Annotated in this window: 29 protein-coding genes; 15 read left to right on the forward strand and 14 right to left on the reverse strand. The window is 62.5% G+C overall.

Annotated features, from left to right (window positions below; translation table 11 throughout):
• Positions 1 to 38: 38 nt before the first annotated feature.
• Together CPI83_RS22260 and CPI83_RS22265 are read left to right on the forward strand one after the other, a co-directional pair.
• Positions 39 to 1,691: a sensor histidine kinase gene (locus tag CPI83_RS22260; protein ID WP_230091105.1), complete on the forward strand. Its 1,653-nt coding sequence runs from the start codon at positions 39 to 41 to the stop codon at positions 1,689 to 1,691.
• Positions 1,688 to 2,371, forward strand: a complete 684-nt coding sequence (locus CPI83_RS22265; protein ID WP_020906624.1) for a response regulator — start codon at positions 1,688 to 1,690, stop codon at positions 2,369 to 2,371. The genes CPI83_RS22260 and CPI83_RS22265 overlap by 4 nt, the downstream gene beginning before the upstream one ends.
• Positions 2,372 to 2,395: 24 nt before the next feature.
• On the opposite strand, the gene CPI83_RS22270 is transcribed toward CPI83_RS22265, so the two are convergent.
• A complete protein-coding gene (locus tag CPI83_RS22270) occupies positions 2,396 to 3,970 on the reverse strand; it encodes an AMP-binding protein (RefSeq protein ID WP_080910223.1) in 1,575 nt (524 codons plus the stop codon).
• A gap of 222 nt (positions 3,971 to 4,192) precedes the next feature.
• Here CPI83_RS22270 and CPI83_RS22275 point away from each other — a divergent pair, with 222 nt between their 5' ends.
• The 5 genes from CPI83_RS22275 (at position 4,193) to CPI83_RS22295 (ending at position 9,259) form a co-directional block, all read left to right on the forward strand.
• Entirely contained in the window at positions 4,193 to 4,738 is a 546-nt protein-coding gene (locus CPI83_RS22275) for a hypothetical protein (protein WP_020968793.1), read from the forward strand.
• Positions 4,739 to 4,864: 126 nt separating this feature from the next.
• The gene (locus tag CPI83_RS22280; protein ID WP_097387721.1) at positions 4,865 to 6,061 is read left to right on the forward strand and encodes a Rieske 2Fe-2S domain-containing protein; all 1,197 of its coding nucleotides are present in this window, start codon (positions 4,865 to 4,867) and stop codon (positions 6,059 to 6,061) included.
• Between the two features lie 51 nt (positions 6,062 to 6,112).
• The gene (locus CPI83_RS22285) at positions 6,113 to 7,294 is read left to right on the forward strand and encodes an acyl-CoA dehydrogenase family protein (RefSeq protein ID WP_019749417.1); all 1,182 of its coding nucleotides are present in this window, start codon (positions 6,113 to 6,115) and stop codon (positions 7,292 to 7,294) included.
• A 39-nt stretch (positions 7,295 to 7,333) separates the two neighbouring features.
• Entirely contained in the window at positions 7,334 to 8,245 is a 912-nt protein-coding gene (gene bphC, locus CPI83_RS22290) for a biphenyl-2,3-diol 1,2-dioxygenase (protein WP_020968791.1), read from the forward strand.
• A 231-nt stretch (positions 8,246 to 8,476) separates the two neighbouring features.
• On the forward strand, positions 8,477 to 9,259 hold the full coding sequence (locus CPI83_RS22295; RefSeq protein WP_020968790.1) for an IclR family transcriptional regulator: 783 nt from the start codon (positions 8,477 to 8,479) through the stop codon (positions 9,257 to 9,259).
• 1 nt (position 9,260) lies between these two features.
• Here the strand turns inward: CPI83_RS22295 and CPI83_RS22300 are convergent, their stop codons facing one another.
• Positions 9,261 to 9,962 carry a PadR family transcriptional regulator gene (locus CPI83_RS22300; RefSeq protein ID WP_020968789.1) on the reverse strand — a complete coding sequence of 234 codons (702 nt, stop codon included), beginning with the start codon at positions 9,960 to 9,962 and terminating at the stop codon, positions 9,261 to 9,263.
• 239 nt (positions 9,963 to 10,201) lie between these two features.
• Between CPI83_RS22300 and CPI83_RS22305 the strand changes: the two genes are divergently transcribed.
• The 3 genes from CPI83_RS22305 (at position 10,202) to CPI83_RS22315 (ending at position 11,449) form a co-directional block, all read left to right on the forward strand.
• On the forward strand, positions 10,202 to 10,702 hold the full coding sequence (locus CPI83_RS22305; RefSeq protein ID WP_020906617.1) for a flavin reductase family protein: 501 nt from the start codon (positions 10,202 to 10,204) through the stop codon (positions 10,700 to 10,702).
• A gap of 115 nt (positions 10,703 to 10,817) precedes the next feature.
• Positions 10,818 to 11,204 carry a nuclear transport factor 2 family protein gene (locus CPI83_RS22310; RefSeq protein WP_020906616.1) on the forward strand — a complete coding sequence of 129 codons (387 nt, stop codon included), beginning with the start codon at positions 10,818 to 10,820 and terminating at the stop codon, positions 11,202 to 11,204.
• Positions 11,204 to 11,449, forward strand: a complete 246-nt coding sequence (locus CPI83_RS22315) for a hypothetical protein (RefSeq protein WP_020906615.1) — start codon at positions 11,204 to 11,206, stop codon at positions 11,447 to 11,449. The genes CPI83_RS22310 and CPI83_RS22315 overlap by 1 nt, the downstream gene beginning before the upstream one ends.
• Here the strand turns inward: CPI83_RS22315 and CPI83_RS22320 are convergent.
• Positions 11,422 to 11,907, reverse strand: a complete 486-nt coding sequence (locus CPI83_RS22320) for a flavodoxin family protein (protein WP_020906614.1) — start codon at positions 11,905 to 11,907, stop codon at positions 11,422 to 11,424. The two genes, CPI83_RS22315 and CPI83_RS22320, sit on opposite strands and share 28 nt — an antisense overlap.
• Entirely contained in the window at positions 11,904 to 12,104 is a 201-nt protein-coding gene (locus tag CPI83_RS22325) for a hypothetical protein (protein ID WP_020968788.1), read from the reverse strand. The genes CPI83_RS22320 and CPI83_RS22325 overlap by 4 nt, the downstream gene beginning before the upstream one ends.
• Before the next feature lie 92 nt (positions 12,105 to 12,196).
• On the opposite strand from CPI83_RS22325, the gene CPI83_RS22330 reads away from it, so the two are divergent.
• The 3 genes from CPI83_RS22330 (at position 12,197) to CPI83_RS22345 (ending at position 15,086) form a co-directional block, all read left to right on the forward strand.
• Positions 12,197 to 12,631 carry a nucleotidyltransferase domain-containing protein gene (locus CPI83_RS22330; protein ID WP_046379814.1) on the forward strand — a complete coding sequence of 145 codons (435 nt, stop codon included), beginning with the start codon at positions 12,197 to 12,199 and terminating at the stop codon, positions 12,629 to 12,631.
• Positions 12,628 to 13,239 carry a uridine kinase gene (locus tag CPI83_RS22335; RefSeq protein ID WP_046378131.1) on the forward strand — a complete coding sequence of 204 codons (612 nt, stop codon included), beginning with the start codon at positions 12,628 to 12,630 and terminating at the stop codon, positions 13,237 to 13,239. Before CPI83_RS22330 ends, CPI83_RS22335 begins: the two co-directional genes overlap by 4 nt.
• Positions 13,240 to 13,643: 404 nt before the next feature.
• The gene (locus CPI83_RS22345) at positions 13,644 to 15,086 is read left to right on the forward strand and encodes an FAD-dependent oxidoreductase (RefSeq protein ID WP_046378130.1); all 1,443 of its coding nucleotides are present in this window, start codon (positions 13,644 to 13,646) and stop codon (positions 15,084 to 15,086) included.
• A gap of 1 nt (position 15,087) precedes the next feature.
• Here the strand turns inward: CPI83_RS22345 and CPI83_RS22350 are convergent, their stop codons facing one another.
• The 4 genes from CPI83_RS22350 to CPI83_RS22365 form a co-directional block, all read right to left on the reverse strand.
• Entirely contained in the window at positions 15,088 to 15,390 is a 303-nt protein-coding gene (locus CPI83_RS22350) for a hypothetical protein (protein ID WP_020906608.1), read from the reverse strand.
• Between the two features lie 82 nt (positions 15,391 to 15,472).
• On the reverse strand, positions 15,473 to 16,303 hold the full coding sequence (locus tag CPI83_RS22355; RefSeq protein ID WP_046378129.1) for a mycofactocin-coupled SDR family oxidoreductase: 831 nt from the start codon (positions 16,301 to 16,303) through the stop codon (positions 15,473 to 15,475).
• A gap of 4 nt (positions 16,304 to 16,307) precedes the next feature.
• A complete protein-coding gene (locus tag CPI83_RS22360; RefSeq protein WP_046378128.1) occupies positions 16,308 to 17,105 on the reverse strand; it encodes a mycofactocin-coupled SDR family oxidoreductase in 798 nt (265 codons plus the stop codon).
• Positions 17,102 to 18,727, reverse strand: a complete 1,626-nt coding sequence (locus tag CPI83_RS22365) for an NAD(P)/FAD-dependent oxidoreductase (RefSeq protein ID WP_046379813.1) — start codon at positions 18,725 to 18,727, stop codon at positions 17,102 to 17,104. Before CPI83_RS22365 ends, CPI83_RS22360 begins: the two co-directional genes overlap by 4 nt.
• 218 nt (positions 18,728 to 18,945) lie before the next feature.
• Here CPI83_RS22365 and CPI83_RS22370 point away from each other — a divergent pair, with 218 nt between their 5' ends.
• Positions 18,946 to 19,386 carry a hypothetical protein gene (locus CPI83_RS22370; RefSeq protein WP_019749394.1) on the forward strand — a complete coding sequence of 147 codons (441 nt, stop codon included), beginning with the start codon at positions 18,946 to 18,948 and terminating at the stop codon, positions 19,384 to 19,386.
• A 7-nt stretch (positions 19,387 to 19,393) separates the two neighbouring features.
• Here CPI83_RS22370 and CPI83_RS22375 read toward each other — a convergent pair whose 3' ends face one another.
• Complete coding sequence (locus CPI83_RS22375) at positions 19,394 to 20,053, reverse strand: response regulator transcription factor (RefSeq protein WP_019749393.1); 660 nt, start codon at positions 20,051 to 20,053, stop codon at positions 19,394 to 19,396.
• 176 nt (positions 20,054 to 20,229) lie between these two features.
• Here CPI83_RS22375 and CPI83_RS22380 point away from each other — a divergent pair, with 176 nt between their 5' ends.
• The gene (locus CPI83_RS22380; protein ID WP_019749392.1) at positions 20,230 to 20,691 is read left to right on the forward strand and encodes a hypothetical protein; all 462 of its coding nucleotides are present in this window, start codon (positions 20,230 to 20,232) and stop codon (positions 20,689 to 20,691) included.
• A gap of 91 nt (positions 20,692 to 20,782) precedes the next feature.
• On the opposite strand, the gene CPI83_RS22385 is transcribed toward CPI83_RS22380, so the two are convergent.
• The 5 genes from CPI83_RS22385 to CPI83_RS22405 form a co-directional block, all read right to left on the reverse strand.
• A complete protein-coding gene (locus CPI83_RS22385; RefSeq protein ID WP_024487410.1) occupies positions 20,783 to 21,958 on the reverse strand; it encodes an NADH:flavin oxidoreductase in 1,176 nt (391 codons plus the stop codon).
• Positions 21,959 to 22,090: 132 nt separating this feature from the next.
• Positions 22,091 to 22,810: an ABC transporter ATP-binding protein gene (locus tag CPI83_RS22390; RefSeq protein WP_097387722.1), complete on the reverse strand. Its 720-nt coding sequence runs from the start codon at positions 22,808 to 22,810 to the stop codon at positions 22,091 to 22,093.
• Positions 22,810 to 24,660, reverse strand: a complete 1,851-nt coding sequence (locus CPI83_RS22395; protein ID WP_097387723.1) for a branched-chain amino acid ABC transporter ATP-binding protein/permease — start codon at positions 24,658 to 24,660, stop codon at positions 22,810 to 22,812. The genes CPI83_RS22390 and CPI83_RS22395 overlap by 1 nt, the downstream gene beginning before the upstream one ends.
• Position 24,661: 1 nt before the next feature.
• Positions 24,662 to 25,519 (reverse strand): branched-chain amino acid ABC transporter permease, encoded by an 858-nt coding sequence (locus tag CPI83_RS22400; RefSeq protein ID WP_020906602.1) that lies wholly within the window; start codon positions 25,517 to 25,519, stop codon positions 24,662 to 24,664.
• Entirely contained in the window at positions 25,516 to 26,730 is a 1,215-nt protein-coding gene (locus tag CPI83_RS22405) for an ABC transporter substrate-binding protein (RefSeq protein WP_047890168.1), read from the reverse strand. Before CPI83_RS22405 ends, CPI83_RS22400 begins: the two co-directional genes overlap by 4 nt.
• Positions 26,731 to 26,732: the final 2 nt, after the last annotated feature.

Consider the following 26,732-nt stretch of genomic DNA (forward strand, 5'->3'; position numbering starts at 1 on the left):
GCTTTCCCGGCATCGAACCGAAGGCTAGGGTCTGGCTGGTGTCCTCAGGAAACGAGCAGGCCGAGCGAGAGCGCAAGTCGCCTCTGCGTGAGCGCCTGTTTCGGCGCCGGCACACTCTGGCGACCCAACTTCTCGAACTGCAACTTCTGATCGTCGTCGCAGTTCTCGTGTGTGTCACCGCCCTCTCTCTCGCTCAGTCGTCTGCGAGTTTCCAACGCGAGGAGGGACGTCGCGCACTCTCGGCAGCGGAATCACTAGCAGCCAATCCAGCGGTACGTGAACTACTCCCCCAGGCACAGACTCGTCTCCGCTCCGGACTACAAGGTTCGGTCGACTCGGTACGCGCCATCTCGGGCGTCACCTACGTCTCGCTTGCCGACGCCGACGGCAGTGTCGTCATTTCGACGCGTCCCGGCGATGTCGGCGTCGACGCACGTCAGACACAGGATCGGTCATGGACGGGTTTGGTCGACACGTCCTCCGGCAAGGCAGTGGAAGCGCACGTTCCGATTCTCGGCAGTGAAGGAGGGATCACCGGAACCGCGATCGTCGGCATCGAGTACCCCTCGATCTGGACGCGACTGCTGCAATCTGCACCGAACCTCCTGGTATACCTCGCGGTGGCCTCGCTTCTCGGGGGCGTCGGTTCGATCCTGTTGGCCCGCAGGGTCAAACGGCAGACCCTCGGCATGGAGGCCCGCGAGATCCTGGACCTGGTTCGCCAACGTGAGGCGATGCTGCGTGGCCTCAAGGAAGGTGTCATCGCATTCGACGCGCAGGGAAAGGTGGTGCTGATGAGCGACAGTGCCCACCAACTCCTCGACATCCCACGCGGGAGTGCCGGTAGATCTGTGCGGGACCTCGGTCTCGACGACCGACTCCAGAGTGTACTGACCTCCGGCACAACCGAATCCGATCAGTTGGTTCTTGTCGGAGATCGACTACTCGTCCTCAACACCGTCTTGATCGAATCGAAAGGCCGCACCATCGGGTCGGTCACCACCTTCCGCGACCGCACCGAATTGCGCTCCGTGGAAGAAGAACTCGACGTGACCAAAACCAGCACGGACGCGCTACGCGCCCACATCCACGAGTTCGACAATCAGTTGCACACCATTTCCGGCCTCATCCAGCTCGGCGAGTACGACGAGGTGGTCGGCTACGTCGAGGGCCTGACCATGGAGCGCGCACAGGTCAGTGCGGCCGTGACCGACAAGATCGCCGACGTCGGCACTGCCGCACTCGTGATCGCCAAGATAGGTGCCGCTGCACAGGGATTGGTCACCGTGGAACTGACCTCGGACACGCACCTGGACTCGGTTGATCGCCGACTCGGCCGAGACCTCGTGACGGTGGTCGGAAACCTCGTCGACAATGCCGTCGACGCTGTCGGTGAGATGCCGGAAGCGTCGCGCCGCAAGGTTCGATTGTCGATTCGGGGCCGTGGCACCGCCGTCGAAGTACGGGTCGAGGACGCCGGCCCCGGTATCGCGCCGGAGAATCGCGACAGGGTTTTCGGCCAGGGCTGGAGCACCAAGGGACAATCGAGCGACGGACACGGTTTCGGCTTGGCACTGGTACGCCTGACGTGTCGTCGACGCGGTGGCGACGTCACCGTGAGCAGTCGTTCGACAGAGGGCATCGAATGGACTGTCTTCACCGCAGTCCTACACGACGGAGAGGGCGCATGATCCGGGTACTGGTGGTCGACGACGACTTCATGGTGGCGAAGGTGCACAGCGGATTCGTCTCGCGGATAGACGGTTTCGAAGTGTGTGGCGTCGCCCATTCGGCCGAGGCCGCGCTGGCCGCAGTCGGTGAGTTCCAACCCGACCTGGTGCTTCTCGACGTCCACCTGCCGGGCACCACCGGACTCGATCTGATCGCCCCGTTTCGCGAGCTGGCACCGGAGCTGGATGTTCTTGTCATCACGAGTGAGCGCGAGGCCGGCTCGGTCAAGAAGGCGCTGCGCAGCGGCGTCGTGCATTACCTGATGAAGCCATTCACGTTCGAGGTTCTCCGTGAGCGTCTCGAGCGTTACCGATCGACATACGCGAATCTCGACAGCTCCGGCGAAGCAGAACAGACAGCAGTGGACGAGGCCTTCGGTGTGGCAGGTGGCGCGCCCGGGGCGTCGTCCCACAAAGGTTTGCCCAAGGGACTCAGTCCCGAGACTCTTCTGTTGGTCGAGACAGCTCTGCGAGACGACACCGAACCCGCCTCGGCAACAGACATTTCCGAGAGAGTCGGTATCTCGCGCGCGAGCGCGAGGCGCTACCTCGAGTACCTCTACGAGTCCGGGCGGTCCACCACCTCGCTGAAATACGGAGTGGTGGGCCGCCCGGAGCGTCGTTACGTCTGGAAACGCTGACCCTTCGCTACACGACGCTGGTTCCTAGACTGCGCGGGCGCTGGTCTCCCAGTACCGCGCGCGCAGTGCCTTCTTGTCCAGCTTGCCCAGCGGTGTCAACGGGAGTGAATCCACGAAGTCGATGCTCTTGGGAGCGTGAACCGAACCCTTGGCTGCCTTCACCTTGTCGACCAGTTCCTCGGTGTCCACGGTCAGTCCGGCACGAAGCACCACGCAGGCCTTGACGGCTTCGCCCCACTTGTCGTCCGGTACACCGACTACCGCCACCGATGCGACGGACGGGTGCGCCGAGATCACGTCTTCGATCTCGCGCGGGAACACGTTGAAACCACCGGTCACGATCATGTCCTTCTTGCGATCGACGATGGACATGAACCCGTCCTTGTCCTTACGTGCGATGTCTCCGGTGTGCAGCCAACCCCCACGGAACGCCTCGGCGGTTTCGGCCGGCTTCTTCCAGTAGCCCTTCATGATCAGCGGGCCGCGCACGCAGATCTCACCGAGCTCTCCCTGCGGCACCTCGTTGAGGTCGTCGTCGAGCAACCGGACGTCGAGCCATGGCACCGGCCGCCCACAGGTCGCGAGGCGGGCCGGATCGTCGGCGACGTGTTCTTCCTTGCGCAGCACCGAGATTGTCATGCCGCACTCGGTCTGACCGTAGAACTGGAAGAAGATCTGCCCGAACTTCTTGATGCCCTCTTGCAATCTGGCCGGGGACATCGCGGACGCTCCGTAGAACAGCGTTTGCAGACTCGATACGTCACGCTTGGGCAGATCGGGGTGGTCCATGAGCATGTAGATCATGGTGGGCACCAACATGGTTGCCGTGATCTTGTGCTTCTCGATCGCCTCGAGCACGGCCCCCGGTTCGAAGGCGGGCAGGACGATCAGAGCGCCGCCGCGCAGCAAAGTCGGGATGAAGAACGCCGCGCCTGCATGTGAGAGTGGCGTGCAGATGAGAAAGCGGTTGTCCTCGGGCCACTGCCACTCCGACATCTGGATCTGATTGAGCGCTGCACCCGAACGGAACGATCCCACAACACCTTTGGGCTTGCCGGTCGTTCCACCGGTGTAGACCATGCTGCTGGCGTCTTCGGCATCGACGTGCGCTGCCTTCAGCGGCGCAGGCTCGAATGTCGCGGCCAGAGCAAGGATGTCGATCCCCACTTCGGACGGGCCCATCGAGAGCACGTTGGTCAGCGAAGGCGACGACGCCTTCAACTCGGCGGCGCGCTCTTCGAAGGCGTTGGGATCGAAGATGAGGGTCTCGATCTCGGCGTCGTCGACGATGTACTTGTGGTCGTCGAGCGATCCCATCGGGTTCAAGGCACTCGCCCGGCAGCCGGTGATCATGGTCGCGCCCATGCTGATCAGCACCTCGGGGCGGTTCTTCGACAGCATCGCGGTGCTGGTGCCCTGAGTGATTCCCAACGACGCGAGAGCCTGGGCGAAGCAGCTGATCTGATCGCGCATCTGCCCTCCGGTGAGGATCACGTCTCCGAGGTACAGCGCAGGCTTGTCGTGATTGCGTTCCAGAGCGGTGATGAGCAGGTCCGGACCGTATACCGGTCGGTGCAGGTCAGCGAACTCGTCTGTCATCTGGTCTTCCTTCTGCTCGGCGCGTGCAGTCATCGAGATGTGCTCCCGGTCACGGATACGATATCCAGAATTGCACAAAACTGGAACAGGTTCCACCTCTTCGATCGAATCCGAGAATGCTCCCGATCAGCGGGAAGCCCGTCGTCACCCGCGAGAGCGGTGGTTAGCGTCGATGTACCCACCGAGACGACAGCGTCTCGGTCGCGTCCAACGGAGAGTGTCATGACTACCAACCTCGGTACCGCCCACTTCACGGCATCTGCTCCCCGTACGTCCACCACGCTCCTCTCGGATTTCGACTCGCTGTACGGCACCGTGCGCTCGGCACCCGACGGGTCCGTCGTCGAACAGGACGTCGTGTTCTTCGGGCGCCCTGATCCGGGCGCGCTGCTCACCGGATCCGTGAGGCCGCTGGGCTCGACTCTCGAGCGGATCACCGAATACCACGACCAGACCGGGCATCTGGTTGCCGAGGTCTTCGTCCGGGAAGCCCCGACAGCGGGCACCGGAACCGATTCCGTTGCTGCCCTTGCCGATTTCGCCGCTCGTCGTTACGGCTCGGCGTCGCTACGACGGTTCCGCGGACGTTGCACCGCAACTTCCGCGGGAGCAGATCTGAACTGCTCCGTGACGGTGCTCGCTACGTACGAGAAGGACCACGAGAGCGTCGCCGACGTAGCTCTGGTCGCCACCGATCCCACCGGGGTCGTCACCGCTCGGGCCTGGGCGACTTACGCGATCGACGATGTGGCGACACTCGCGAGCTGAATCTCTGCAGGTCACCGAGCGGGTGTTCCATCCAGCGGGAACTGCCGTATCTCCAGAGGACGCTTCGTCGTTGTATGAGACGGATCACATCACTGGAGCGTCGCAAGACGCGGCTCGGAGGAAGACATGGCACTCGGAACCGGCCCACTCACCACTACGGACGCCTCGACGCAGTCGGGCGCCGGCGAGGAAATTCGAGAAATCGAAGCGGCAGCGCCCCCGGCGCGGTTCGCGCGTGGATGGCACTGCCTCGGACTGAGCAATACCTATCGCGACGGTCAGCCCCACCAGATCGAGGCATTCGGCACCAGCCTTGTCGTCTTCGCCGACAGCAATGGCGACATCAAGATTCTCGACGCCTACTGCCGCCACATGGGTGGCAACCTCGCTCACGGAACCGTCAAGGGCGATTCGATCGCCTGCCCGTTCCACGACTGGCGTTGGGGCGGTAACGGAAAATGTACGGCGATCCCCTACGCACGACGCGTTCCGCCGCTGGCCAAGACACGGGCGTGGACCACACTCGAGAAGAACGGTCAGCTGTTCGTCTGGCACGATCCCCAGGGAAATCCCCCGCCCGCCGAGGTCACGATTCCCGACATCGAGGGCTTCGGAAGCGATGAGTGGAGCGACTGGAGCTGGAACACGCTCACCATCGAAGGCTCTCATTGCCGCGAGATCGTGGACAACGTCGTGGACATGGCCCACTTCTTCTACGTTCACTACTCGTTCCCCAAGTACTTCAAGAACATCTTCGAAGGTCACGTAGCGAGCCAGTACATGGAATCGGTGGGACGTGAGGACATCATCAGCGGCACCAACTACGGCGATCCCAACGCTGTTCTTCGTTCGGATGCTTCGTATTTCGGTCCGTCGTACATGATCGACTGGATCAAGAGCGAAGCCAACGGGCAGATCATCGAAACTGTATTGATCAACTGCCACTACCCCATTTCGAACAATGCCTTCGTGTTGCAGTACGGCGCGATGGTCAAGAAGCTTCCCGGTATGGACGACGAGTCCACTGCCGCGATGGCCGCGCAGTTCACCGAGGGCGTCGAGATGGGATTCCTTCAGGACGTGGAGATCTGGAAGAACAAGGCCCCGATCGACAACCCGCTGCTCTCGGAGGAGGACGGCCCGGTTTACCAGTTGCGGCGCTGGTACAACCAGTTCTACACCGATGTCGAGAACGTCACGGAAGACATGACGAAGCGCTTCGAATTCGAGATCGACACTACCCGCGCAGTGGAGAGCTGGAAGCGGGAAGTCGCCGAAAACGTTGCCGCACGTGACGCCCAGGCGCTCGAGACAACCTCCTGATTCGCAGTCGAAAATACTGCTGAGACAACCTGACTGAACGCAAGGAACAACATGACGTACGAAGTGCTCGAACAGATCAACGCGATGGCCGACGACATCTTCGCCGAAGGCATCGAGGCCGAGCGGATCGGCCGGGTGGCCGACGACACCGCCAAGAAGATGAAGGCAATCGGTTCCATCCGCATGCTCCAACCCAAGGAACACGGCGGAATGGAGGCGCATCCTCGCGAGTTCGCCGAGACCGTGATGCGCATGGCTTCGCTCAATCCCTCGGCCGGCTGGGTACACGGGATCGTCGGAGTTCACCCGTGGCAGCTCGCGTTCGCCGATCCCAAGGTGCAGCAGGAGATCTGGGGATCAGATCCCGACACCTGGATGGCATCGCCGTACATGCCCGGCGGAATGTGTATCCCCACCGACGGCGGCTACAAGTTCTCCGGCCGCTGGCAGTTCTCTTCCGGCACCGACCATTGCGACTGGGCATTCCTCGGTGCGATGGCGTGCGACAAGGACGGCAACATGGAGATGCCGCCGCGCATGCTCCATGTGATCATTCCGCGCACCGACTACGAGATCATCGAAGACTCGTGGGATGTCATGGGACTTCGCGGCACCGGCTCCAAGGACCTCGTGGTCAAGGATGCGTACGTCCCCGATTACCGCGTCATGGACTGCGACGAGGTCATCGACGGAACGGCGGTGCGCAAGTACGGTCGCACCGAGACGCTGTACCTGATGCCGTGGTCGAACATGTTCCCCCTCGGTATCACCGCCGCCACCATCGGCATCTGCGAGGGAATGCTCTTCCACGCCAACGAGTACCAGGCCGATCGCATCAACGCACAGGGCACGGCGGTCAAGGACGACCCCTACACCTTGTTCGCCATCGGTCAGGCAACTGCCGACATCCGGGCGGCCCGCGACACCCTGCTGGCCAACGTCGACCGCATGTGGGATCGAGTGGACGCTGGCAAGGAAGTGACCTTCGAGCAGCGCGCCGAGGGACGCCAGACTCAGGTGCAGGCCGCCTGGCGCGCAATCAATGCAATCGATCAGGTCTACCCGCGCTGCGGCGGCAACGCACTGCGGATGGACAAGCCACTTCAGCGATTCTGGCGCGACGCTCACGCGGGACAGCACCATGCAATTCACGTGCCGGGCACCGTATTCCACGCCGCCTCGCTGAGCCGTCTCGGCGCAGATCCGCAGGGTCCGCTGCGGGCGATGATCTGATCAGACTTCGACACAAGAAATCGACAGGAACAGAACACGATGACACACACTGACATCAAGGGACTTGGCTACGTCAAGATCTCGACCAACGACATGGCACGTTGGCGCACTTTCGCTTTCGATGTTCTCGGATTCGCCAAGGGCAGTGGGCCGGACGAGAACGCTCTCTACCTACGACTCGACGAGCGTGCTGCTCGCATCGTCGTCGTCGAGGGTGAGCGCGACGAGATCGTCAACATCGGTTGGGAGGTCGCCGATCACGCCGCACTGCGCCGCGTTCAGGAGTCCCTCGAAAAGAACGGCACCGAGGTGGAGCAGCTTTCGCTCGCCGAAGCGGATGCTCGACGGGTCGAAGAGGTCATCGCCTTCACCGATCCCGGTGGAGCAGCCATCGAGGTCTTCCACGGCGCGATCCTCGACCACAGCCCCGTGGTGACGCCCTTCGGCGCTCGATTCGTCACCGGCGCACAGGGTCTCGGCCACGTCGTGCTCCCGGTGATGGACAGTGCTGCGAGCTTCGACTTCTACACCGAGGTGCTCGGCTTCTACCCGCGCGGCGCCTTCCGCCTGCCGGCCCCGCCCGAATTCGGGCCGCTGCGAATCCGTTTCATGGGCGTCAACGAGCGTCACCACAGCTTGGCCCTGTGCCCGGCACCGCACGGCGGCGCACCCGGCCTGATTCACATCATGGTCGAGGTCGACACCCTCGACGCTGTCGGCCAGGCTCTCGACCGAGTGATGAAGGACGGATTCTCCGTGTCGTCGACCTTGGGTCGCCACACCAACGACAAGATGATCTCCTTCTACGTCCGCGCACCCGGCGGCTGGGACATCGAGTTCGGCACCGAGGGCGCGAAGGTGGATCAGGACTCGTACTCCTCCGAGGAGATCACCGCTGACAGCTACTGGGGCCACGACTGGTCCGGAAGCGAACCGCTGGCAGCTATGTAATACCTGCCGGCGACGATGTACTACCTGCCGGTGACGATGTAGTACCCGCCGGTAGTGAACCGACGAAGGGGCTTGCGCGAGCATTCGCGCAAGCCCCTTCGTCGTTTCCACCGTGACGCGCCCGAAAACAGACCGGTGATCCACTTCACAAATCCGGAACTCTATGACACTATTTCTAATTGAAATAGCCAGTTCACTGGTTGTGGAGCTCTAAGAGAAGTGAGGTACACGATGACACTGCAGGCTGTGGATGCTTTAGGCGCCGATTCGGCCCCGACAGCAATTCTCGATCGCGTCTCGCTGGTTCTCGACGCCTTCGACGGTCCCGGCAGGTTGACGCTCGCTCAGGTCGTTCGGAGCACGGGCCTGCCACGCTCGTCTGCCCACCGCATGCTCGAACGTCTCGTCTCGATGCGTTGGCTGCGCCGCGACGGCCGCGACTACGAACTCGGTATGCGCCTCGTCGAACTGGGATCGCTCGCGGTTCATCAAGACCGCCTCCACGCTGCAGCCATGCCGCTCCTCCACGAGCTCTACCGCGTTACCGGCTTCGTGGTTCACCTCGGCATCCTCGACGGGCCCGATGTGGTCTACATGGAGAAGATCGGCGGACGCCTCGCTGCCGCGGTGCCGACGCGTGTGGGTGGTCGACGCCGGGCCGAGACCACCGCGATCGGTCAGGCACTGCTTGCATTCGGTTCGCCGAAGTCCTCGGGCTACGCACTGCCCCACCTCGCCAGGATTCGCGAATCAGGGGTGGCATTCGAAACCGGAAACGGCCTACCGGGATTCAGCTGTCTTGCGGCACCGATCGGCCCCATCGGCCGCGCTGTTGCCGCGGTATCCATCTGCGCGCCGTCGAAGGCTCTCCGACTCGACCACGTCAGCGCAGCGCCGGTTCGGATGGCGGCCGCTGCCATTTGGCGCGGCATCGACGGCGGATCGCTGAGCGTCACTCCGACGTTGCAGCGTCGTCACCTGTTGCGCAACATGCCGACCGCAGCCGGGGCCTGACTCAGATATTCGAGCCGTTGCCGGTGAGCCCGGCTTGCTCGAGTGCCAACACGTATTCCTCGACGTTCTTCCATCTGCCGGGCGTCGAGGGCAACGGCGATCCCAGTCGGTCGTGCTCGGCGACGTTCGCGAACTCGGCGGATGCACGGTCGATGTCTTCGAGTAGTTCGCGAGCAAGGTCGATCTCGGCTCGGAAGTACCGTTCCGACCAGCGCAGTGTCATGACCGGGAACGACCAGGCCGGCTCGTTCTCGGCATGATCTGCGTGAAGTTTCGCGCGTCGAATTTGCTCTTCGACGTTGGCGATATGGGCTTCGACCAGTGCCTTCAGTCGCTCGGGTTCGTTGAGGTGTCCCATCCACAGACGCAACATGACGCCGTGCTTGAGCACCGGGACTTCCACCGGCGCCTCCCGTGACCACGTCCGGACGGCGTCGGTTCCTGATTGGGTGATCGAGTAGAGGCGCTTGCCCCGCACCCCGGGCTCGGAGACGACCCGGGACTCCACGAATCCGATGCTTTCGAGCTTCTTCAGCTCTGCGTAGACCTGGCTGATGGACGGGCTCCAGTAGAAGAAGCCGACACTCCAGTCGGCCCACTTCTTCAAATCGTTTCCGGTCAGTTCCTCCCCGAACGTCAGCATCCCGAGCACTGCCCAGCTGGTAGCGGGAAGTCCTCGGGACACGTCATCAGGTTCGGACATGCCCGAAGTCTAACAATCACTGGTGATTTGCTGGTTTCGTAGAATCCGAACGGACCGCTGAGCGGGATCAAATTTGCCCGAGACCCCTCCACCTGACACTCGCTCGGTCCGAACCCGTGGCGAGAAGCCATTGCTGCCATTGAGTGGGACTGCCGCTGGATTACGACCGCGGCGCCACACATCGTTGCTTCTGAAGCTGTTTGCAGAGTTTTGAACAGAGATTTGAACAAGGAGACGACATGACCGTGGAAAACGCCGAGCCGCCAGTTCTGGACGGACGCACACTTCGCAACGTGATGAGCAATTTCTGCACTGGCGTCACCGTCATCACCGCTCACGATGGAGATTCACCCCTCGGCTTCACCTGCCAGTCTCTGGTCTCGGTATCGCTCGATCCCCCGTTGCTTTCGTTCTGCCCGGCGAAGACGTCGACAAGTTGGCCGAAGCTTCGCGAATCCGGAACTCTCTGCATCAATGTTCTCGCCCACGATCAGCAGGACATGTGTTCGGCGTTCGCTCGCGGCGGGACCGACAAGTTCCTCGGCGTCGAGTGGGACGCGGCCGGCAACGGTGCTCCGGCGCTCAGCGGCGCACTCGCTCGCATCGAGGCCACCGTCGAGCAGGAGCACGACGCCGGTGATCACACCATCGTCGTCGCACGAATCACCGATCTGAACGTGCTGCGCCACGATGGTCCGCTTCTGTTCTACCGCGGCGGCTTCGGACGCTTCGACGCCTGAATTTCTTGCGGGCCGTCCCGCTGCGTGGGAGATTGCGACGCCGAATCGAGACGGCACCGATAGCGTCCGAAGTAGTTGTCAGACCCTGAACTTCTCGACTGATCGGACTAACTCGATGACCACTCTCGAACCAGACACCACGGCCGCGATCACGGCGACGGTTACCACCTACCTCGACGCCGTGGCTCGCGGATCGTCAGCGGACATCGCCGCCCTCTACGCCGAGAACGCGACACTCGAAGACCCGGTCGGCAGCGAACCCCGTGTCGGCAAAGCGGCGATCACCGAGTTCTACGGCGCTCTCGAGGGCGGTTCGCAAGAGACGGAGCTTCTCACCTTGCGGGTGAGCGGATCCAGCGCGGCCTTTCACTTCCGCGTCGTCACACCGGTGGGCGATCAGGTCTACGAGGTCGAACCGATCGACGTCATGACTTTCGACGCGGACGCCAAGATCACGAGCATGCGCGCGTTCTGGTCACCGGCCGATCTGATTGCACGCTGATGCGTCAGGTCAGCTGTCGGAACTGCGGAAACCGCGTTCTGGTCGAGAAATACAGCGAAGCGCACACCAGCGTTCAATGGCTCGAAGAGTCGCAAGTGGTGTGCCCGGAGCTGGGGCGTGAGAACGGTCGAGCCAACGCTCAGCGGACGTGTGGCGCTCTGCGTCAGACGATCAACGACCTTGCCGACGCCGGTGAGCTGGAGATGAGCCTGCGCAGCTACCCGGTGCCGGGCAAGCTGTCCTGAACGCTACCGCGTAGGACTTCGGCGAACGTGCGCGCCGATTCCAAGTCGTCGGCGTTCGGCCGCCCCTTCCGGATACCTCCGAACGGCTTGAACGGAAAATACGTATCCCACGCGCGGGACGAGAAGGCTGCGACCACATCGAAGCCCTTCTGCTCGAGCAGCTGAACCAGTGGACGCGAGAAGCGATGAATCCCCTTGTCGGGAAAACCACTGGTGGCGAAGACAAAAGCCTTGGATCGCCGTTCTTCGGGGAGTGCCTCGATGAACGAGCGTAGGTCTTCGTGGTACGAGCGTAGGTAGATGCCGGAGCCGAAGCCCACGAGGTCGTAGTCGGCGAGCTGCGCGGCGTCGATGTCACCGGGCTCGACCACGCGAGCATCGAGAACTTCTCCGATGACGTCGGCGATACGCTTCGTATTGCCATGGGAGACAGAGGTACACACGATGATTGCCTTCATCGACTGCCTTCTTTCGTCGCTGTGTGTGGGACGCCATCTACGTTCTCGCGCAGGTAGATCCAGGTGATGAATCCCCCGCAGATTGCAAAAATCACGGCGACAACCGAATATGCGTCGAGCGGAAGCCCAGTCCAGATCAAGCCTGCAACAAGGACCATCGCACCAACAGCCAGACCTGCCGATACTTCCTTGGACATACGCATCCCTCCCCTGGTTCATCACTGACAGTTCCAGGATAGAGGTACCAGCGAAGCTACGGACAGCCGTGACGGTGGGGAATGATGCCGGTATGTCAGCACGATTGAAAGGACGCAGGCGCGCGGTCAACGCTTTGCTCGTCGACGTCGAACGATGGGCCGCTGAGCACGATGACGTCAAAGCTGTAGCGCTGGTCGGGTCCTACGCGCGCGGCGCGGAGCGTATGGCGAGTGATCTTGATCTGATGATCCTGGCCGACGACGCGAACGCGCTCGCAAATGAAGACTGGTTCGTGCGGCTCCGCCCCGACGCGCGATTCATCAGAGCCGCAAACTGGGGGCCAGTTCGAGAACGACGCTTCCGCCTACGGTCCGGCCTCCTCGTCGAGCTGAATTTCGCGAGCGAGAGCTGGGCGGACGTTCCGCTCGACGCGGGCACTCGACGTGTTCTCGAAGACGGACACCGAATCCTGTACGACACGGGGCCTCTTCGTGTCGCTGCGAGTGCAGTAGGAATTGATCGATGAGCACTGCGTCGGTCTTCGAAACCTTAGCCGCCGAAATATCCGCGTTGCGCGGCTCGCCTCTCGTCTCGATCGACGGTGTCGATGGGAGCGGCAAGACAACCTTCGCTAAAAGCCTTACAGCGCAGCTGAATGCACGCCCCGTCATCGTCATTCACGTCGACGACTTCCTCAATCCGCCGGAGATTCGTCATCGCAGAGGTCGGCAATCGCCGGAAGGCTTCTGGCTCGACAGCTACGACTACGACGCCCTCGAACGCCATGTTCTCGACCCACTGACACCGGGAGGAACCCGCGAGTACCGACAACGGCGGGACAGCGACGCGTACCTGCATGCAGCCGATGGAGCGATCGTCCTCGTCGAAGGCCTGTTCCTGCATCGTGACGAGCTTGCTTCCCGATGGGACTACTCGATCTTTCTCGACGTGCCCTTCGAGGAGACCGCGCGGCGAATGAACCTTCGCGACGGAACGAACGCGGATCCAGATCATCCTTCGATGAACAGATATGTGGGCGGGCAACGGCTTTACTTCGCCGCTGCAAAACCCTGGACCCGAGCCGACTGCGTCATCGACAACTCCGACCCTGCCCTACCGCGCATCCTCTCCTAGTACCGCGTCGAGATCGCAAGCGATACTCGTATTTCGCCATCCCTCCCTGCCTGGGAATTCTCCCGAACGGTCGCGAGAAGTCGCGTAGGGTTTCTCAATGACGTCACCAACTGCCTCCCGCATCAGAACTCTGAACTGGATCGCATTCGGGATCGGGATTCTGCTGACTGCCCTCGCAATTTACGATCTCGTTCAAGGCGAGCGTTCAACCAGTGTATGGATCGCCGTTGTGTGTTGGCCGATTGTCGCAACACTCAGTGCGGTCCAGCTATTCAAGTCGAGACCCAACAGCTGAGTACCTGATGTGCACCCACTGATCCTCAGGCGAATGTCCGGAACAGGCCTTCTCTCGCTCACCGGGAAGGCACGTATGAGGCGCCACCATCCGACCATAGCTTTGTGACATGGACAACAACGTCGATGTCATTGTCATCGGATCGGGCGCTGCCGGATCCGCCGCAGCACTCCAAGCACACGCTGACGGCGCGTCGGTGGTGATTCTGGAGAAGAGTGGACGCGATACCGCGGGCGGCAACACTCGACTGTCCGGTAGTGGATGGTTCGTCAACCAGGACCCGGCTGCCGCCCGAACCTTCCTGCGTTCGTTGAACGGATCGTTCATCGTTGCCGACGACGTCATCGACGCCTGGGCAGAGAATACGCAAGGACTGTCCGACTGGCTCCGCAGGCTGGGTGCAACTGTAGCGATGACCGGCGATTTCCATTCCACGGCGGAGTACGGCGAACTCGACGGAAGTTCTTGTTACGCAGGGATGGATACCATCGAAGGGAAGATGGGCAATGAACTTCTCTACCGCTTCCTCGTTTCCGCTCTCGCTGAACGCGGCATCACAACTCTTTTCGACACCGAAGCCACCAGACTCTTGACGGATGAATCCGGAGCGGTGACCGGAGTCGAGATCCGTTCGGGTGAACAAACTTCGCAGATCCATGCGCGCCGAGGTGTCATCCTTGCCACCGGAGGTTTCGAAGCAAATCCGGCCATGGTGCGCGATTACCTACGCCTGGAGAATCCGAAGATCTGGGGCTCACCTTCGGCAACCGGCGACGGCCACCGGATGGCACAGGCAGTGGGCGCGGATCTATGGCACATGAACAACATGATGACCATTACGGGAATCCCCGGCGACCTCGAAAATCCGACTGGATTCTTCCTCGCACTGTGGAACGCGCACAACTATGTGTTCCTCAGCCGGGAAGGTCGACGCTTCACCGACGAGTCAGCCGAAATGCGGCACGGTCATGTGTTCAGAGAGGGTTCCTACCAACACTTTCCGGTGCAACCGATGAACATTGTGTTCGACGAGACGATGAGGTTGGCCGGGCAGCTGAGCCCCGGTCGCGACGCACTGCCCGTCGGACACATGGTCCTCGACGAAGGGTACGAGTGGAGTTCGGACAATCAAGCCGAGATCGACAAGGGTTGGATCGTCAAAGCGGACACGCTTGCCGAACTCGCCGGGAAGCTCGGCTTGGACCCCGCCGTCGTGGAAACAAGTGTGCACCGCTACAACGAGGCGTGCGCGGACGGCGTAGACCATTCCTTCGGCCGCAACCCGGAAACTTTGGCCCCGGTGGCAACCGCTCCGTTCTACGCCGTCTCCGGGCCACCGCTGCTGGGATGGAGTAGCGGTGGGCCGCGCCGCGACGGTCATTCCCGCGTCCTCGACACCGCCGGTAGCCCGATTCCGGGGCTGTATGCGGCGGGCGCAGTGAGTTCCACCTACAGCGCGGCGAAGGACGGTGGATTCCATATTGCCGACGCCTTCGCGTTCGGTCGTGTTGCCGGCGCCCATGCTGCCGCGCGCGCGACAGCGGGCGACTGAGTCACGTACGAGCGGCCTTGACCTCGTCGAAGAACGCGACGACGGCGGCTTCGTTCTCCGGCGGAACGGTGAGCGATGCCCGTGGACCCGCTACCGCGATGGAGTCGTCGGCGAGCCGGTTTCCAATGGTGAGCTTCAATCCCGATTTCGACGGTTTCGCCTTCACCGCAATGTGTTCGACATGCCAGCGAGCCACTTCGCTCGTGCTCGCGGCGGTGCGGTCGAAGACCTCCACCGTGCGGTGGTCGAGGACCATGACGATGTTGGTCCCGACGGTGACTTCCAGATAGCGTCGTTCCGCCACGGTGTGCGCCTTTCGGTTAGGTGAAACCGACGCTACACACCGTGGCGGAACCCAGCGCGACAAACCTCAGCTATTCAAAACTTCAGCGGGACGAACTCCCCGCATCCACCGGCAGGGCGACCGACGTGATGTAGCGGGCCTCGTCGGAGGACAGGAACAGTGCCGCATTCGCTACGTCCACCGGATCGATCCACGGAATGGCAAGCATGTTCATCGTCATCGCCGCCGCAGCGAATTCCTCGCGCGTCGGGTTCTCGAGATCGGGGCGGAACTTGCCGCGCACCAACGGGTTCTGAATCATCGGGGTGTCGACGTTGGTGGGATGGACAGTGTTGACCCGCACGTTGTGCGGCGCCAATTCCTTTGCCAGCGAACGCATCAGACCAACGACTCCATGCTTGGCTGCGGTGTAGTGCGCAACTCCGACCAGCCCCCGCAATCCGGCGATGGAACTGGTGAGTGTCATCGATCCCCCACCTCGCGCGATCAAGTGCGGCGCCGCAACCGTCGTGGTGTGCCACACCCCGGTCAGGTTCACGTCCAACATGGTCTGCCACATCGTTTCCGACATCGTCAGAGCCCCGTCGGAGGACGTGATACCAGCTGTAGCGCACACGATGTCGAGTCCACCGAGCGCTTCGACCCCCGAGTCCACCGCGCTGCGTAGTGCCTCGAGATCCCGAACGTCCACTACCGCAGATTCGACCTTTCGCCCCAGTGCCTCGATCTGGGCTACCGTCTCGGCGAGATCGGATTCCGACGCGGGCGGGGTGACTGTCGTTTCCACCGACGCGCACACGTCGATCGCGATGATGTCCGCACCTTCTTCGGCGAATCGCACGGCCTGAGCCCGGCCGATTCCTCGTGCCGCACCCGTGATCAGCGCGATCTTGCCTTCCAATCGAGAAGTCATCAATTCACACTTTCTGGGTCAGGCCGGCGTCGACCACCAACTGACAGCCGGTCATGAAGCGGGACTCCGCGGATGCGAGAAACAGGACGGCATTGCTGACATCCACCGGATCGACCCAGGGAACAGGTAACAGGTTGCGTGCGCTCAGTACTGCAGCGGCGTCTGCTTCCGTGGGATTCTCGATGTCCGGGCACAGGTTCGCGAACACTCGCTCGTTGATGATCATCGGGGTACGTACCGAACCCGGATGCACGGAGTTGACGCGAATACCCTCCGCGCCCAACTCGTTGGCCAGCGTTCTGGCCAGGCCCACCACGGCGTGCTTGGCGGCGCTGTAATGACTCGCTCCGGCAATACCTTTGATTCCCGCTGTCGAGCTGACCAGAACGACCGATCCACCGTCGCCGAAGTGCGGAACACAGGCCTTGACGGTGTGCCACGCCCCGGTCAGATTGACGTCGAGCGAGCGGTTCCACACCGCAGGATCGACGGTCCACGACGGTCCCGGCGTGTCGTACACGCCCGCATTCGCGACCACGACGTCCAACCCGCCGAGCTCGGCGACACAATCGGCGACTACCGCGGCGAGATCTTCGAAGTCACGAATGTCCGCGACGCCGGTGACCGCCACGCCTCCACGCTCGCGTACCGCCTGGGCGGTCTCCTCCAGCTCGGACTTTGCCTGCACGACATCCAACGCGATCACGGACGCGCCTTCGTCGGCGAGACGCTCGCAGTGTGAGCGGCCCATCCCGCCGGCCGCACCTGTCACGAGTATGCGGATACCCTCGAGGCGACTCATGCGTGCACCGCACTGTTCAGTTCGAAGCCTCGGTATCCCGCGGCTGCCACGTCTGCACAGATGTCAGAGTAGACACCGAATCCTCCGATGAATGGCATGAATATCCTCGGCTTTCCCGGAATGTTGGCTCCCATGTACCAGGAGTTCGCGGATGGAAACAGCGTCGCCGACGCCCGGCGTGAGCATTCGTCGAGCCAGTTGTCCACGGCTTCGGCACTCGGTTCGATGGTGTCGATGCCCGCCGAATCGAGGTGGTTGATCGCGCCCGCGATCCAGTCCACGTGCTGCTCGGCAGCGAGAATCATGTTGGACAGCACACTCGGGCTACCCGGCCCGGTGACGATGAACAGGTTGGGGAACCCGTGTACTCCGAGGCCTAGATACGTCCTTGGACCCGCAGTCCAGTTCTCGCGCAACGTCTCGCCATTGCGACCGCGGATCTCGATGCGATCGAGCGCTCCCGTCATCGCGTCGAACCCGGTGGCAAACACCAGCGCATCCAGTTCGTAGTGCGCATCGGCCGTCTTGATTCCAGCCTCGTCGATCGCCTCGATCGGTGCGGACTTGAGATTCACCAGGCTGACGTTGTCACGGTTGTAGCTCTGGTAGTAGTTCGTGTCCGTGACTATCCGCTTGGTTCCGATGGGGTGGTCGTTCGGAATGAGCAGGTCGGCGATCGCCTGATCCTGGACTTCCGAGCGGATCTTGCGTTCGGCAAACGCTGCCGCTGTCCCGTTGGCCTCGATGTTGCTCGTCTGGTCTGCGAAGGTCTTGGCGAACAGGACACCGCCGAGCTTCCACCGCTCCTCGTATGCCGCGTTTCTCTCGGCCTCCGAGACTTCGAGGGCGCTGCGAGGATCCGAAACGAACGGCGATCCACCGCCACTGCGCTTGGACAGCGCTCGACGCTCTGCGTAGCCGGCCTTGATCTCGGCGCGGCGCTTGTCATCGAGAGGCGTGTTTCCTGCCGGCACACTGTAATTCGCGGACCGCTGGAACACGTAGAGATGATCGGCCTGCTCGGCGATCAGCGGAATGGATTGGATGCCCGAGGATCCGGTGCCGATCACGCCGACGCGTTTACCGGTGAAGTCGACGCCCTCGTGCGGCCAGAAACCGGTGTGGAACACATCGCCACCGAAGGTCTCACGGCCCGCAATGTTCGGAACGTTTGCGGTCGAGAGGCTGCCCGTGGCGCACACGACGAAGCGTGAGGTGACGTCGTGACCGCCGTCGGTCTGTACTCGCCACGTGGCAGTACCCTCGTCGAACTGTGCGCTCAGAACGCGTGTGTCGAAGGTGAAGCCAGTGCGTAGGTCGAAGCGATCAGCCACGTGATCGAGGTACGAGAGGATCTCCGGTTGCGCGGCGTACTTCTCGCTCCAGTCCCAATCCTGTTGCAGCTCTTCGGAGAACGAGTAGGAGTAGTCGAAACTCTCGACGTCGCAGCGTGCGCCGGGGTAGCGGTTGAAATACCACGTGCCGCCCACTCCGGAGCCCGCCTCGAAGCCGTGGACACGCAGCCCCTGCTCGCGAAGTCGGTGCATGGCGTACATGCCAGCGACGCCGGCGCCGATGACTACGACGTCGAGTGGTGCGGTGGAGAAGTCAGGATCGGTCATGGTGGTCACGCTACGAGTGGACTGGTTGGTAGAGGAACGGGTTCTCCCGCTGGGTGGGCTACGGCAGTGGAGAGCGTTGGTGTCCACCGATCGGGGGACACCGATGTCATCCAGCACTCGGACCCGTAGGTGGACAGACCCGAAGGGATTTCGGGGCCATAGTTGTCTCATCACCGAAACACACGGTCACCGAGACCGACAAATCGAGGAGAAACATCATGGCTACCAACACAATTCGACCCGAAGCAATTTCCTTCTCCGGCCTCAGCATGGCAGCTCTGGTTGCCCGCGCCGCCGGTGCGAACGCGGTGAAGTCGATAACCGACACTTCCGTCACGACGGCGATGATCAGCAATTCGGGCTTCGGGGCCCTGTATCTGGTCGACGCATCCAATCCGAACGGTGACTGGATCGTCCCGCCGGCCGACTACATCCTGCCGAACATGAACGTCAACGTGGTCGCCACGAGCAAGAATCAGAACGACTTTCCCGTCGTGCTGACGTACCGCTCCGACGACGGTGGAGTGTTTGTCTTCAGCGCCACCAACTCGAAGACCAGGGCAGATGCCGGCGGAACGTACGCCCCCGACGGCCACGACGTCACGGTGACGATGACCTCGGGTTACCCGGCCATGAACGTCACATACGTACTGCGGTGACTCCCGTTCACTCCAACAGACCCTGCCGCATCGCGGCGGCGACGGCGGCACCTCGATCGTTGACTCCGAGTTTCTCGTAGAGGCGCTGCACGTGGGTTTTGACGGTCGAAGGCGCAAGAAAGAGCTGGGAGGCGATGGTGGGGATACTGGCGCCCTGTGCGATCAATCCGAGAACTTCACGCTCACGGGCGCTGAGAGTCGGGCCGGACGGCTCGCTACGGCGACGCACCTCCCCCACCAGTCCGGCAGCGATGCTGGGCGGCAACACATCTCGGCCCGCGGCGCAGTCGAGCACGGCGCTCACGATCTCGGCCCGGGTGGATTCCTTCGGCAGGAATCCGGCAGCACCCGCCTGCAGAGCCTGATACACGACGGACGATTCGTCGTGAGCACTGAGCAGGAGCACCCTGGTCGGCAACTCGTCTCGAACCACTGCTGCTGCCACCTGGGTCCCGTCCAGGTGCGGCATCCGGAAATCGATCAGCGCCACCTTCGGGCGTAATTCCCGAATCATTGCGAGCGCAGCTGCGCCGTCGTCGGCCTCGCCCAGAACGTCGATGCGGTCACTGCCGGTCAGGGCCCGAACCACGCCCTCACGAAACAACGGGTGATCGTCGCCGACCACCACGGAAACCTTGCCGACCACCGGCTTCGTGCCTTCTCGCATTGCTCACTTTCTCACGCCCGTACCAGCAATGCGAGCACTTGCGCCTCCCCCGATCGGGGGACACGCGATTCAACCCCGCCACGGCCCCGTCGGCGGACATACAGCAGCCCTGATTCGCGACAAGATTGATTCATCGCCGAGAACGGCAACCACACACCAGCCCAGGAGCAGACATCATGCGTACCAACACCACTCGCTTCGTAGCAGTCACCGCAATCGCCCTCGCCCTCGGCGGAACCGCACTGGGAACCGCGGCGGTCGCCAACGCCGGCACCATGCCGACGGACGGCCCGACGGTTGCCATGACCATCACCAACAACACCGACAACCCGATGCTGCTGGACAGCGCGTCCAACCCCTACGGACAGTGGATCAACGGCCCCCGCTCCTACCTGGCTCCGCACACGACCGAAATCGTCACCGCCTACAGCAGCGATCCCCGCGGCATCGGTGTCGACGTCACCTACAACGTGGCCGACGGAGTCCAGACCGTCATGGCAGCCAACAACTACGCCGGCAACCCCACCCTCGACGGGACCCGCATCATCGGTGACCCGACGCACGTCATCCTCACCGACTACATGGCCACCGGCTACCCCACGATGAACGCCTCCTACGACGTCTTCACGCAGAACTGAACCGAGCGTTGAAGCAACCACGAACTTGATCCGCTACGGCCCACGACCCGGTATCCGCATGGATGTCGGGACGTGGTGTGCGCTGACCAGCTCAGACGCGTTCGACCAACACGCAGCGGGCACCACTGAAGATCGTAGGCATGCACTTGTTGCAGTGGATGCACAGTGATTGGGTATCGGATTCGGCTGCGATCCGATTGATCAGATCCGGTTCTCTGAGCAGTGCCCGTGCCATGGCGACGAACTCGAACCCTTCCGCCATTGCGGTATCCATGCCCGCTTTGTCCGTGACACCGCCGAGCAGCACGAGCGGCAACTTCACCGCAGCACGGATCTGCCGAGCCTCTTCCAGCATGAACAGCGGCTTGTACGGATAGGCATGCAACATGCTCTTGCCCACCAACTGCACACCGAGTCGAACAGGTTGCGGCATCGCGGCGGCAAACTCGCGGATCGGCGCATCGCCCTTGAACAGGTACATCGGGTTGAGCAGTGAGCTACCCATCGTCAACTCGAGCGCATCGACGCTTCCGGATGCCTCGAGCCACTGCGCCACCTGGATTGCTTCGTCCACCCAGAATCCACCTGGCACACCGTCGTCCATGTTCAGCTTGGCCAAGATCGCGATCTTGTCACCGACGGCGTCGCGCACACTGCGCGCAGTTTCGAGTACGACGCGAGCCCGGTTCTCGAGCGATCCGCCGTAGGAGTCCTTACGACGGTTCAGTTTCGGACTCAGGAACGAGCTCGCGAAATAGTTGTGACCGAAGTGGATCTCGACGGCGTCGAATCCTGCTTCGACGGCAAGTCGCGCAGCGCTCCCGTGCGCCGCCGCAATTCTGGTGATGTCCGCTGTGGTGGCAGTGCGAATCATCCTCATGCTCAACGGATTGAACGAACTCGACGGTGCCAGCGCGGGCAGTCCGGTCGACTTCTGATTCGCGACGGGGCCGGCGTGCCCGAGCTGCGCCGATGCTGCTGCCCCTTCGGCGTGAATGGCATCGGTGAGTCGTCGCAGTCCGGGGAGGGCATCGGGCCGCATCCACAGCTGGCCGTATTCGGTGCGCCCTTCCGGTGCGACGGCGCAATACGCGACGGTGGACATCCCGACTCCGCCGGCTGCCGGGCGGCGATGGAACTCGATCAGCTCGTCGGTGACCAGGGCGTCGGGAGTTTTGCCTTCGAATGTCGCGGACTTGATGATTCGATTTCGCAAGGTCACCGGGCCCAGCTTTGCCGGGGCGAGCACGTCGGGAGCAGTCATCAAGTTTGCCTCTCGCAGGGGTTGTTTGCTGGACGGTAGATCGATGGTCCAGAGCTGGCCAGCCCCCGTGCCACGGAGCGGGAAAACAACTTCAGCCCGGCCGAGGTGGCCGGGCTGAAGTGACATCGGTGCAGATCAGATGCGTCCGAAGTACGCGTCCTTGAGCACTGCCAGGTCGTCGATGTCCTTGGCGTCGGCGTCGAGGACCACCTTGCCGATGTCGAGGACCGTCACGTGATCGGCGACGCTCATCGCGGCCTCCACTGCCTGCTCCACCAACAGAACAGCCAGGCCGGTTTCCTTGAGCTGCTGGACGCGGTCCATCACCTCACCGACGATCACCGGAGCCAGCCCGCCCGACGGTTCGTCGAGAAGGAGCAACCGCGGCTGCGCCATCAGCGCTGCGCCGATCGCGAGCATCTGCTGCTGACCGCCCGACATGGAACCGGCGGGAAGCGCACGCTTCTCCCCCAGGGTCGGGAACATCTCGTACATGGACTCGACGGATTCCATCAGCTCGCCGCGCTTTGCCTTGCGGGTGTACCCGCCCAGCAGAAGGTTCTGCTCGACGGTCTGCTTGTGAAAGACCCGCTTACCCTCCTGCACGTACGCCATACCCTGCCGCACCCGCTTGTGGGCGGGAACTCCGGTGATGTCGGCACCGTCCATTTCGACGGTTCCAGAGGCCACCTTGTTGAGGCCGGACAGAGCACGGAGCGTGCTCGTCTTGCCTGCACCGTTGCGTCCGAGCAGGGCTGTCACCTGACCGGGATAGACGTCGAACGAGACATCCCAGACGACGCGCAGATCGCCGTACCCGGTCTGCAGGTTACGGACCTTCAGAATCGGTTCCATCACTTCACCTCGCTGGTCTGATGGTCTACCGCGCCGATTTCTTCGAGCAGCGCATCCTCATCACCGGACTTGACTCCGAGGTATTCGCTCAACACGCGCGGGTGATGTTCGATCGTCGCCGCATCGCCGGTGGCGATCACCTGCCCCTGCGCCAGCACCACGATCTCGTCGGCCAGCGAGAGCACGAGGCGGAAGTTGTGCTCCACCAACACCACTGTGGCCCCGGCATCACGCAGTACCCGGATCAGGTCCGCCAGGCGTTCGAGTTCGTCCTCGTCGAGTCCGGACGCAACCTCGTCGAAGAGTACGACCCTCGGCTCGGCGATGACGGCGCGAGCAACTTCGAGCATGCGACGCATCCCCAGGGGCAGCGACGTCGCGATCTCGTTGCGCAGGTGCGACATCCCCACGAGCTCGAGAACACGCTCGGCCTCGACGATGTCGGCCTTCGCGATCCTGCGGAAGCTGGGCAGGCGAAGCACAGCCGACGCCATCGACGCGCGGTGCACCGAATACCGTCCGGACGCAACAGCTTCCAGAACCGTGATGTTCTCCGGAATCGTCGGAGTTTGGAACGTCCGCGCCACACCCACGCGCGCCACCTTGTGCGGCGACGACTGCGAGACCACCGTGTCACCGATTGTGATCACGCCGGCGTCCGCGGTGTAGAACCCGCAGATCATGTTGAGCATGGTCGTCTTACCCGAACCGTTTGGCCCGATCAACGCGGTGACCTTACCTGCCTCTGCGGTCAGGGTTGCCGCATTGAGAGCCTGGTTGCCACCGAATGCCTTGGACACTCCGTCGACCACCAACCGTGCGCCGTTGATCGGCGCCAGTTCCGGTGTTCCGCCGCTGTTCTCCTTTGCGACGACTACGCCCAGGCCGGCCCTGCGATCGAGTTTCGAGACGATCGCTCGCCCGACCTTGGTCAGCCCACCGGAGAGCAGCACACCGCCGATGATCAGGAAGCCTCCGTAGAAGATCAGCGAGTATTCCTGAAATGCCGTCGACTGGTTGGGACCGAGCTGCATGATCGCGGCACCGACTACGGCGCCGTACACACTTGCCGCACCGCCCAGGATGGATGCCGCCAGAACCGCTGTCGCAAAGGTGAACCCGAAGGCTTCCGGCGAGATGAACAGGTCGGTATTGGCGAACAACGCACCCGCCAGACCGGCCGGGAACGCACCGATCGCATAGCCGAGCAGTTTCATCCGGAACACCGACACACCCTGCGACGACGCCAGCACCGGCGACTGCTTGAGCGTGCGGAACGCGATGCCGTGGCGCGAGACCACCAGGTTGCGCATCACCGCGAACCAGAGGACGGTCACCACGACAACCACCATGTAGTACTGCTGGGTGTCGAGTTCGGAGCCGAAGAGCGTCGGCGGCTCCATACCGGTGAGGCCGTTTCGGCCGCCGGTCTTGCCGCCGAAGATCGCCAGTACGTCCGGTACCAGCAGGACCAGGAAGAACGACGTCATCGCCAGGGACCAGTTGCCCAGTCGCAGACCGGGAACGCCGGTCAAGATGCCGACGCCCAATGCCACGGCACCGGCCGCAGCGAGCTGGACCAGGATGTCGGTGTGACCGGCCTGGGACATCAGACCCGCGGTGTATGCACCCGCCGCGTACATCGCGGCCTGGCCGAGCGCCAGTTCACCGGCAAAGCCGAGGCTCAGGTTCAGGCCGCTGACCACAAGTGCCAGGATGCAGGCCAATTGAATCTGCCGTGATGTCGACAGGTCGAGCCCCATCACGGGCAGCAGCAAGATCACTACCGCCAGGACCAGCGGGATGATCCAACTCGGAAGGGAACGGAAAGTCCGCCACGCGCTTACCATTTCACACCACCCGTTCTCGGACGTTGCCGAACAAGCCGGCAGGTTTGACCATCAAGATGACGATCAGCACCGTGAAGACGGCGATATTGCTGTACTGACTTCCCGCCCACAGGGCGGTGAACGATTCCACCAGGCCGACGGTCAGGCCGCCGATCAAAGCGCCTGGCAGAGAGCCGAACCCGCCGATCGCCAACGCCACGAATCCCTTGAGGGCCAGCGCGGCACCCAACGTCGCAACTGCAAACGTCTTGGGGCCGACAAGGAGTCCGAGGACACCGGCCAATGCACCCGAGAAGGCAAACGCACCCAGCGCCAACCGTCGTACGTTGACTCCTCGCAGCATCGCCGCTTCACGATCCTCGGAGATACCGATCAGAGCCAGACCCGTCATGGTCTTCTTCGAGACGTAACTCAACCCGATGACCAGTGCGATCGCCGCAACAAGCAGAGCGATCTCGACCGGGTAGGTACGGCCGCCGAGTAGGGTGATCGGTTCGTTCGATCCGAAGAACGGAACCGTGAGAGGTTCACTACCCCAAATCAATTGAGTTGCACCATTGAGCAGAGTGGCAACGCCAAGCGTGGTGACCAGCTGGTTCTGGTGATCGGCCACCGGTCTGATCGCGACGATCTCCTCGACCGAGGCGAGGAGCATCACGGTCACGGTTGCCATGACGGCCACCACGAGAACGGGAAGTTTCAGGGTCACGAGACCCGTGTAGGCGACGAAAGTGCCCACCATCATCAGCTGAGCTTGAGCGAAGTTGAAAGTGTTGGAGGAAACGAAAACGATGTTGTACCCGATGGCAACCAGCACGTAGACCGCGCCGAGCGCCAATCCGGACCACAGAATGGTCATGACGCAGCCGGGTTTCCGAACTGACCGTTGAGGATCTTCGTCGGGCTGATGAACTTCAGCTCACTGGTATCCGGGTTCGGGCCGTGGTTGTCAGAGCTGAAGTTGTAGCGCGAGAGGAATGCGGTCTTGGCATTCTCCTGAACCTCTGCGGTTTCCAGTGCTTCGGCGAGCTTCTTCGGATCGGTCGAACTGCCGACCTTCTCCGCTGCTGCCGCGACGAGGGGGAATGCGTCGTAGTTGTCCGCGAGGATCAGCGTCGACGGGATCGAGCCCAGCGACGCCATCGTGTCCACCATCGTGTTGACGAGCGCGTTGTTCGGATCGAACACCGTGCTGGTGAACACCTGCGTCACCAGGTTCTTCACCTGCGGGGTGCCGAGCACGCCGGCGGGCGGATCATTGGCGATGAGGTTGGTGGCAGAGACCGACGTGTTGCCGATCAACGGCACGTCCCAGCCGAGTCGCTCCAGGCTCTGCAACACGTATCCGAGCGGGGCGCCGTACGCGTCCAACGCGATTGCCGTTGCACCGGCATTCTTGAGGGACTGCAACTGCGCCGTCATGTCCAGAGCAGCGGCGTCGTATTCTTCGTTGCCGGCAGCCTTCAGACCGACCTTCTCGAGCGCACTGGTCATCTCCTCGCCGAAGAGTTCACCGTAAGCGGTACTACCGTGCAGGACTCCGACGCTGCTGTAGCCCTTGGTCTTTGCATACTCGGAGATGCCGCGAGCGGTGTCGGTCGCGCCCGGAGCCAGGTCGAAGTTCAGCGGGAACTTCGAGGGGTCCGTGGAATCGGGAGAAGGCGCCATGCTCAGCGAGAGGATGTTGTTCTGCTTGAGGATCGGGAGAACCGCAGCCGCGATCGACGAAGGACCCGAGTTGAGGTAGAGGTCAGGCTTGTTCCCCGAGTTGATGGCTTCGCGCAGCTTGGTGACGGCGATGGTTGCATCACCCGCGTCGTCGACAGTGGTGAGCTCGATCTGACGGCCGCCGATGCCCCCGGCCTCGTTCTGGACCTGAACGCCGGCCTTCGTGGCCAGCAGGGAAGTCTGCGAGTTCGCCGCGAGAACACCCTGCGCACTGATCCCGCCGGTCAGCAGGACGCGGTACGGCGAATCCGCGCCACCTTCGGACTCCGAAGAACCACTACACCCCGCGAGAGCCAGAGCCGTCACGGCAACTGCCGCAACAAGAATGGGCCGACGATTCATGT

Origin of the sequence: Rhodococcus sp. H-CA8f (assembly GCF_002501585.1) — a bacterium.
GTDB classification, from domain to species: Bacteria; Actinomycetota; Actinomycetes; order Mycobacteriales; family Mycobacteriaceae; genus Rhodococcus_F; species Rhodococcus_F erythropolis.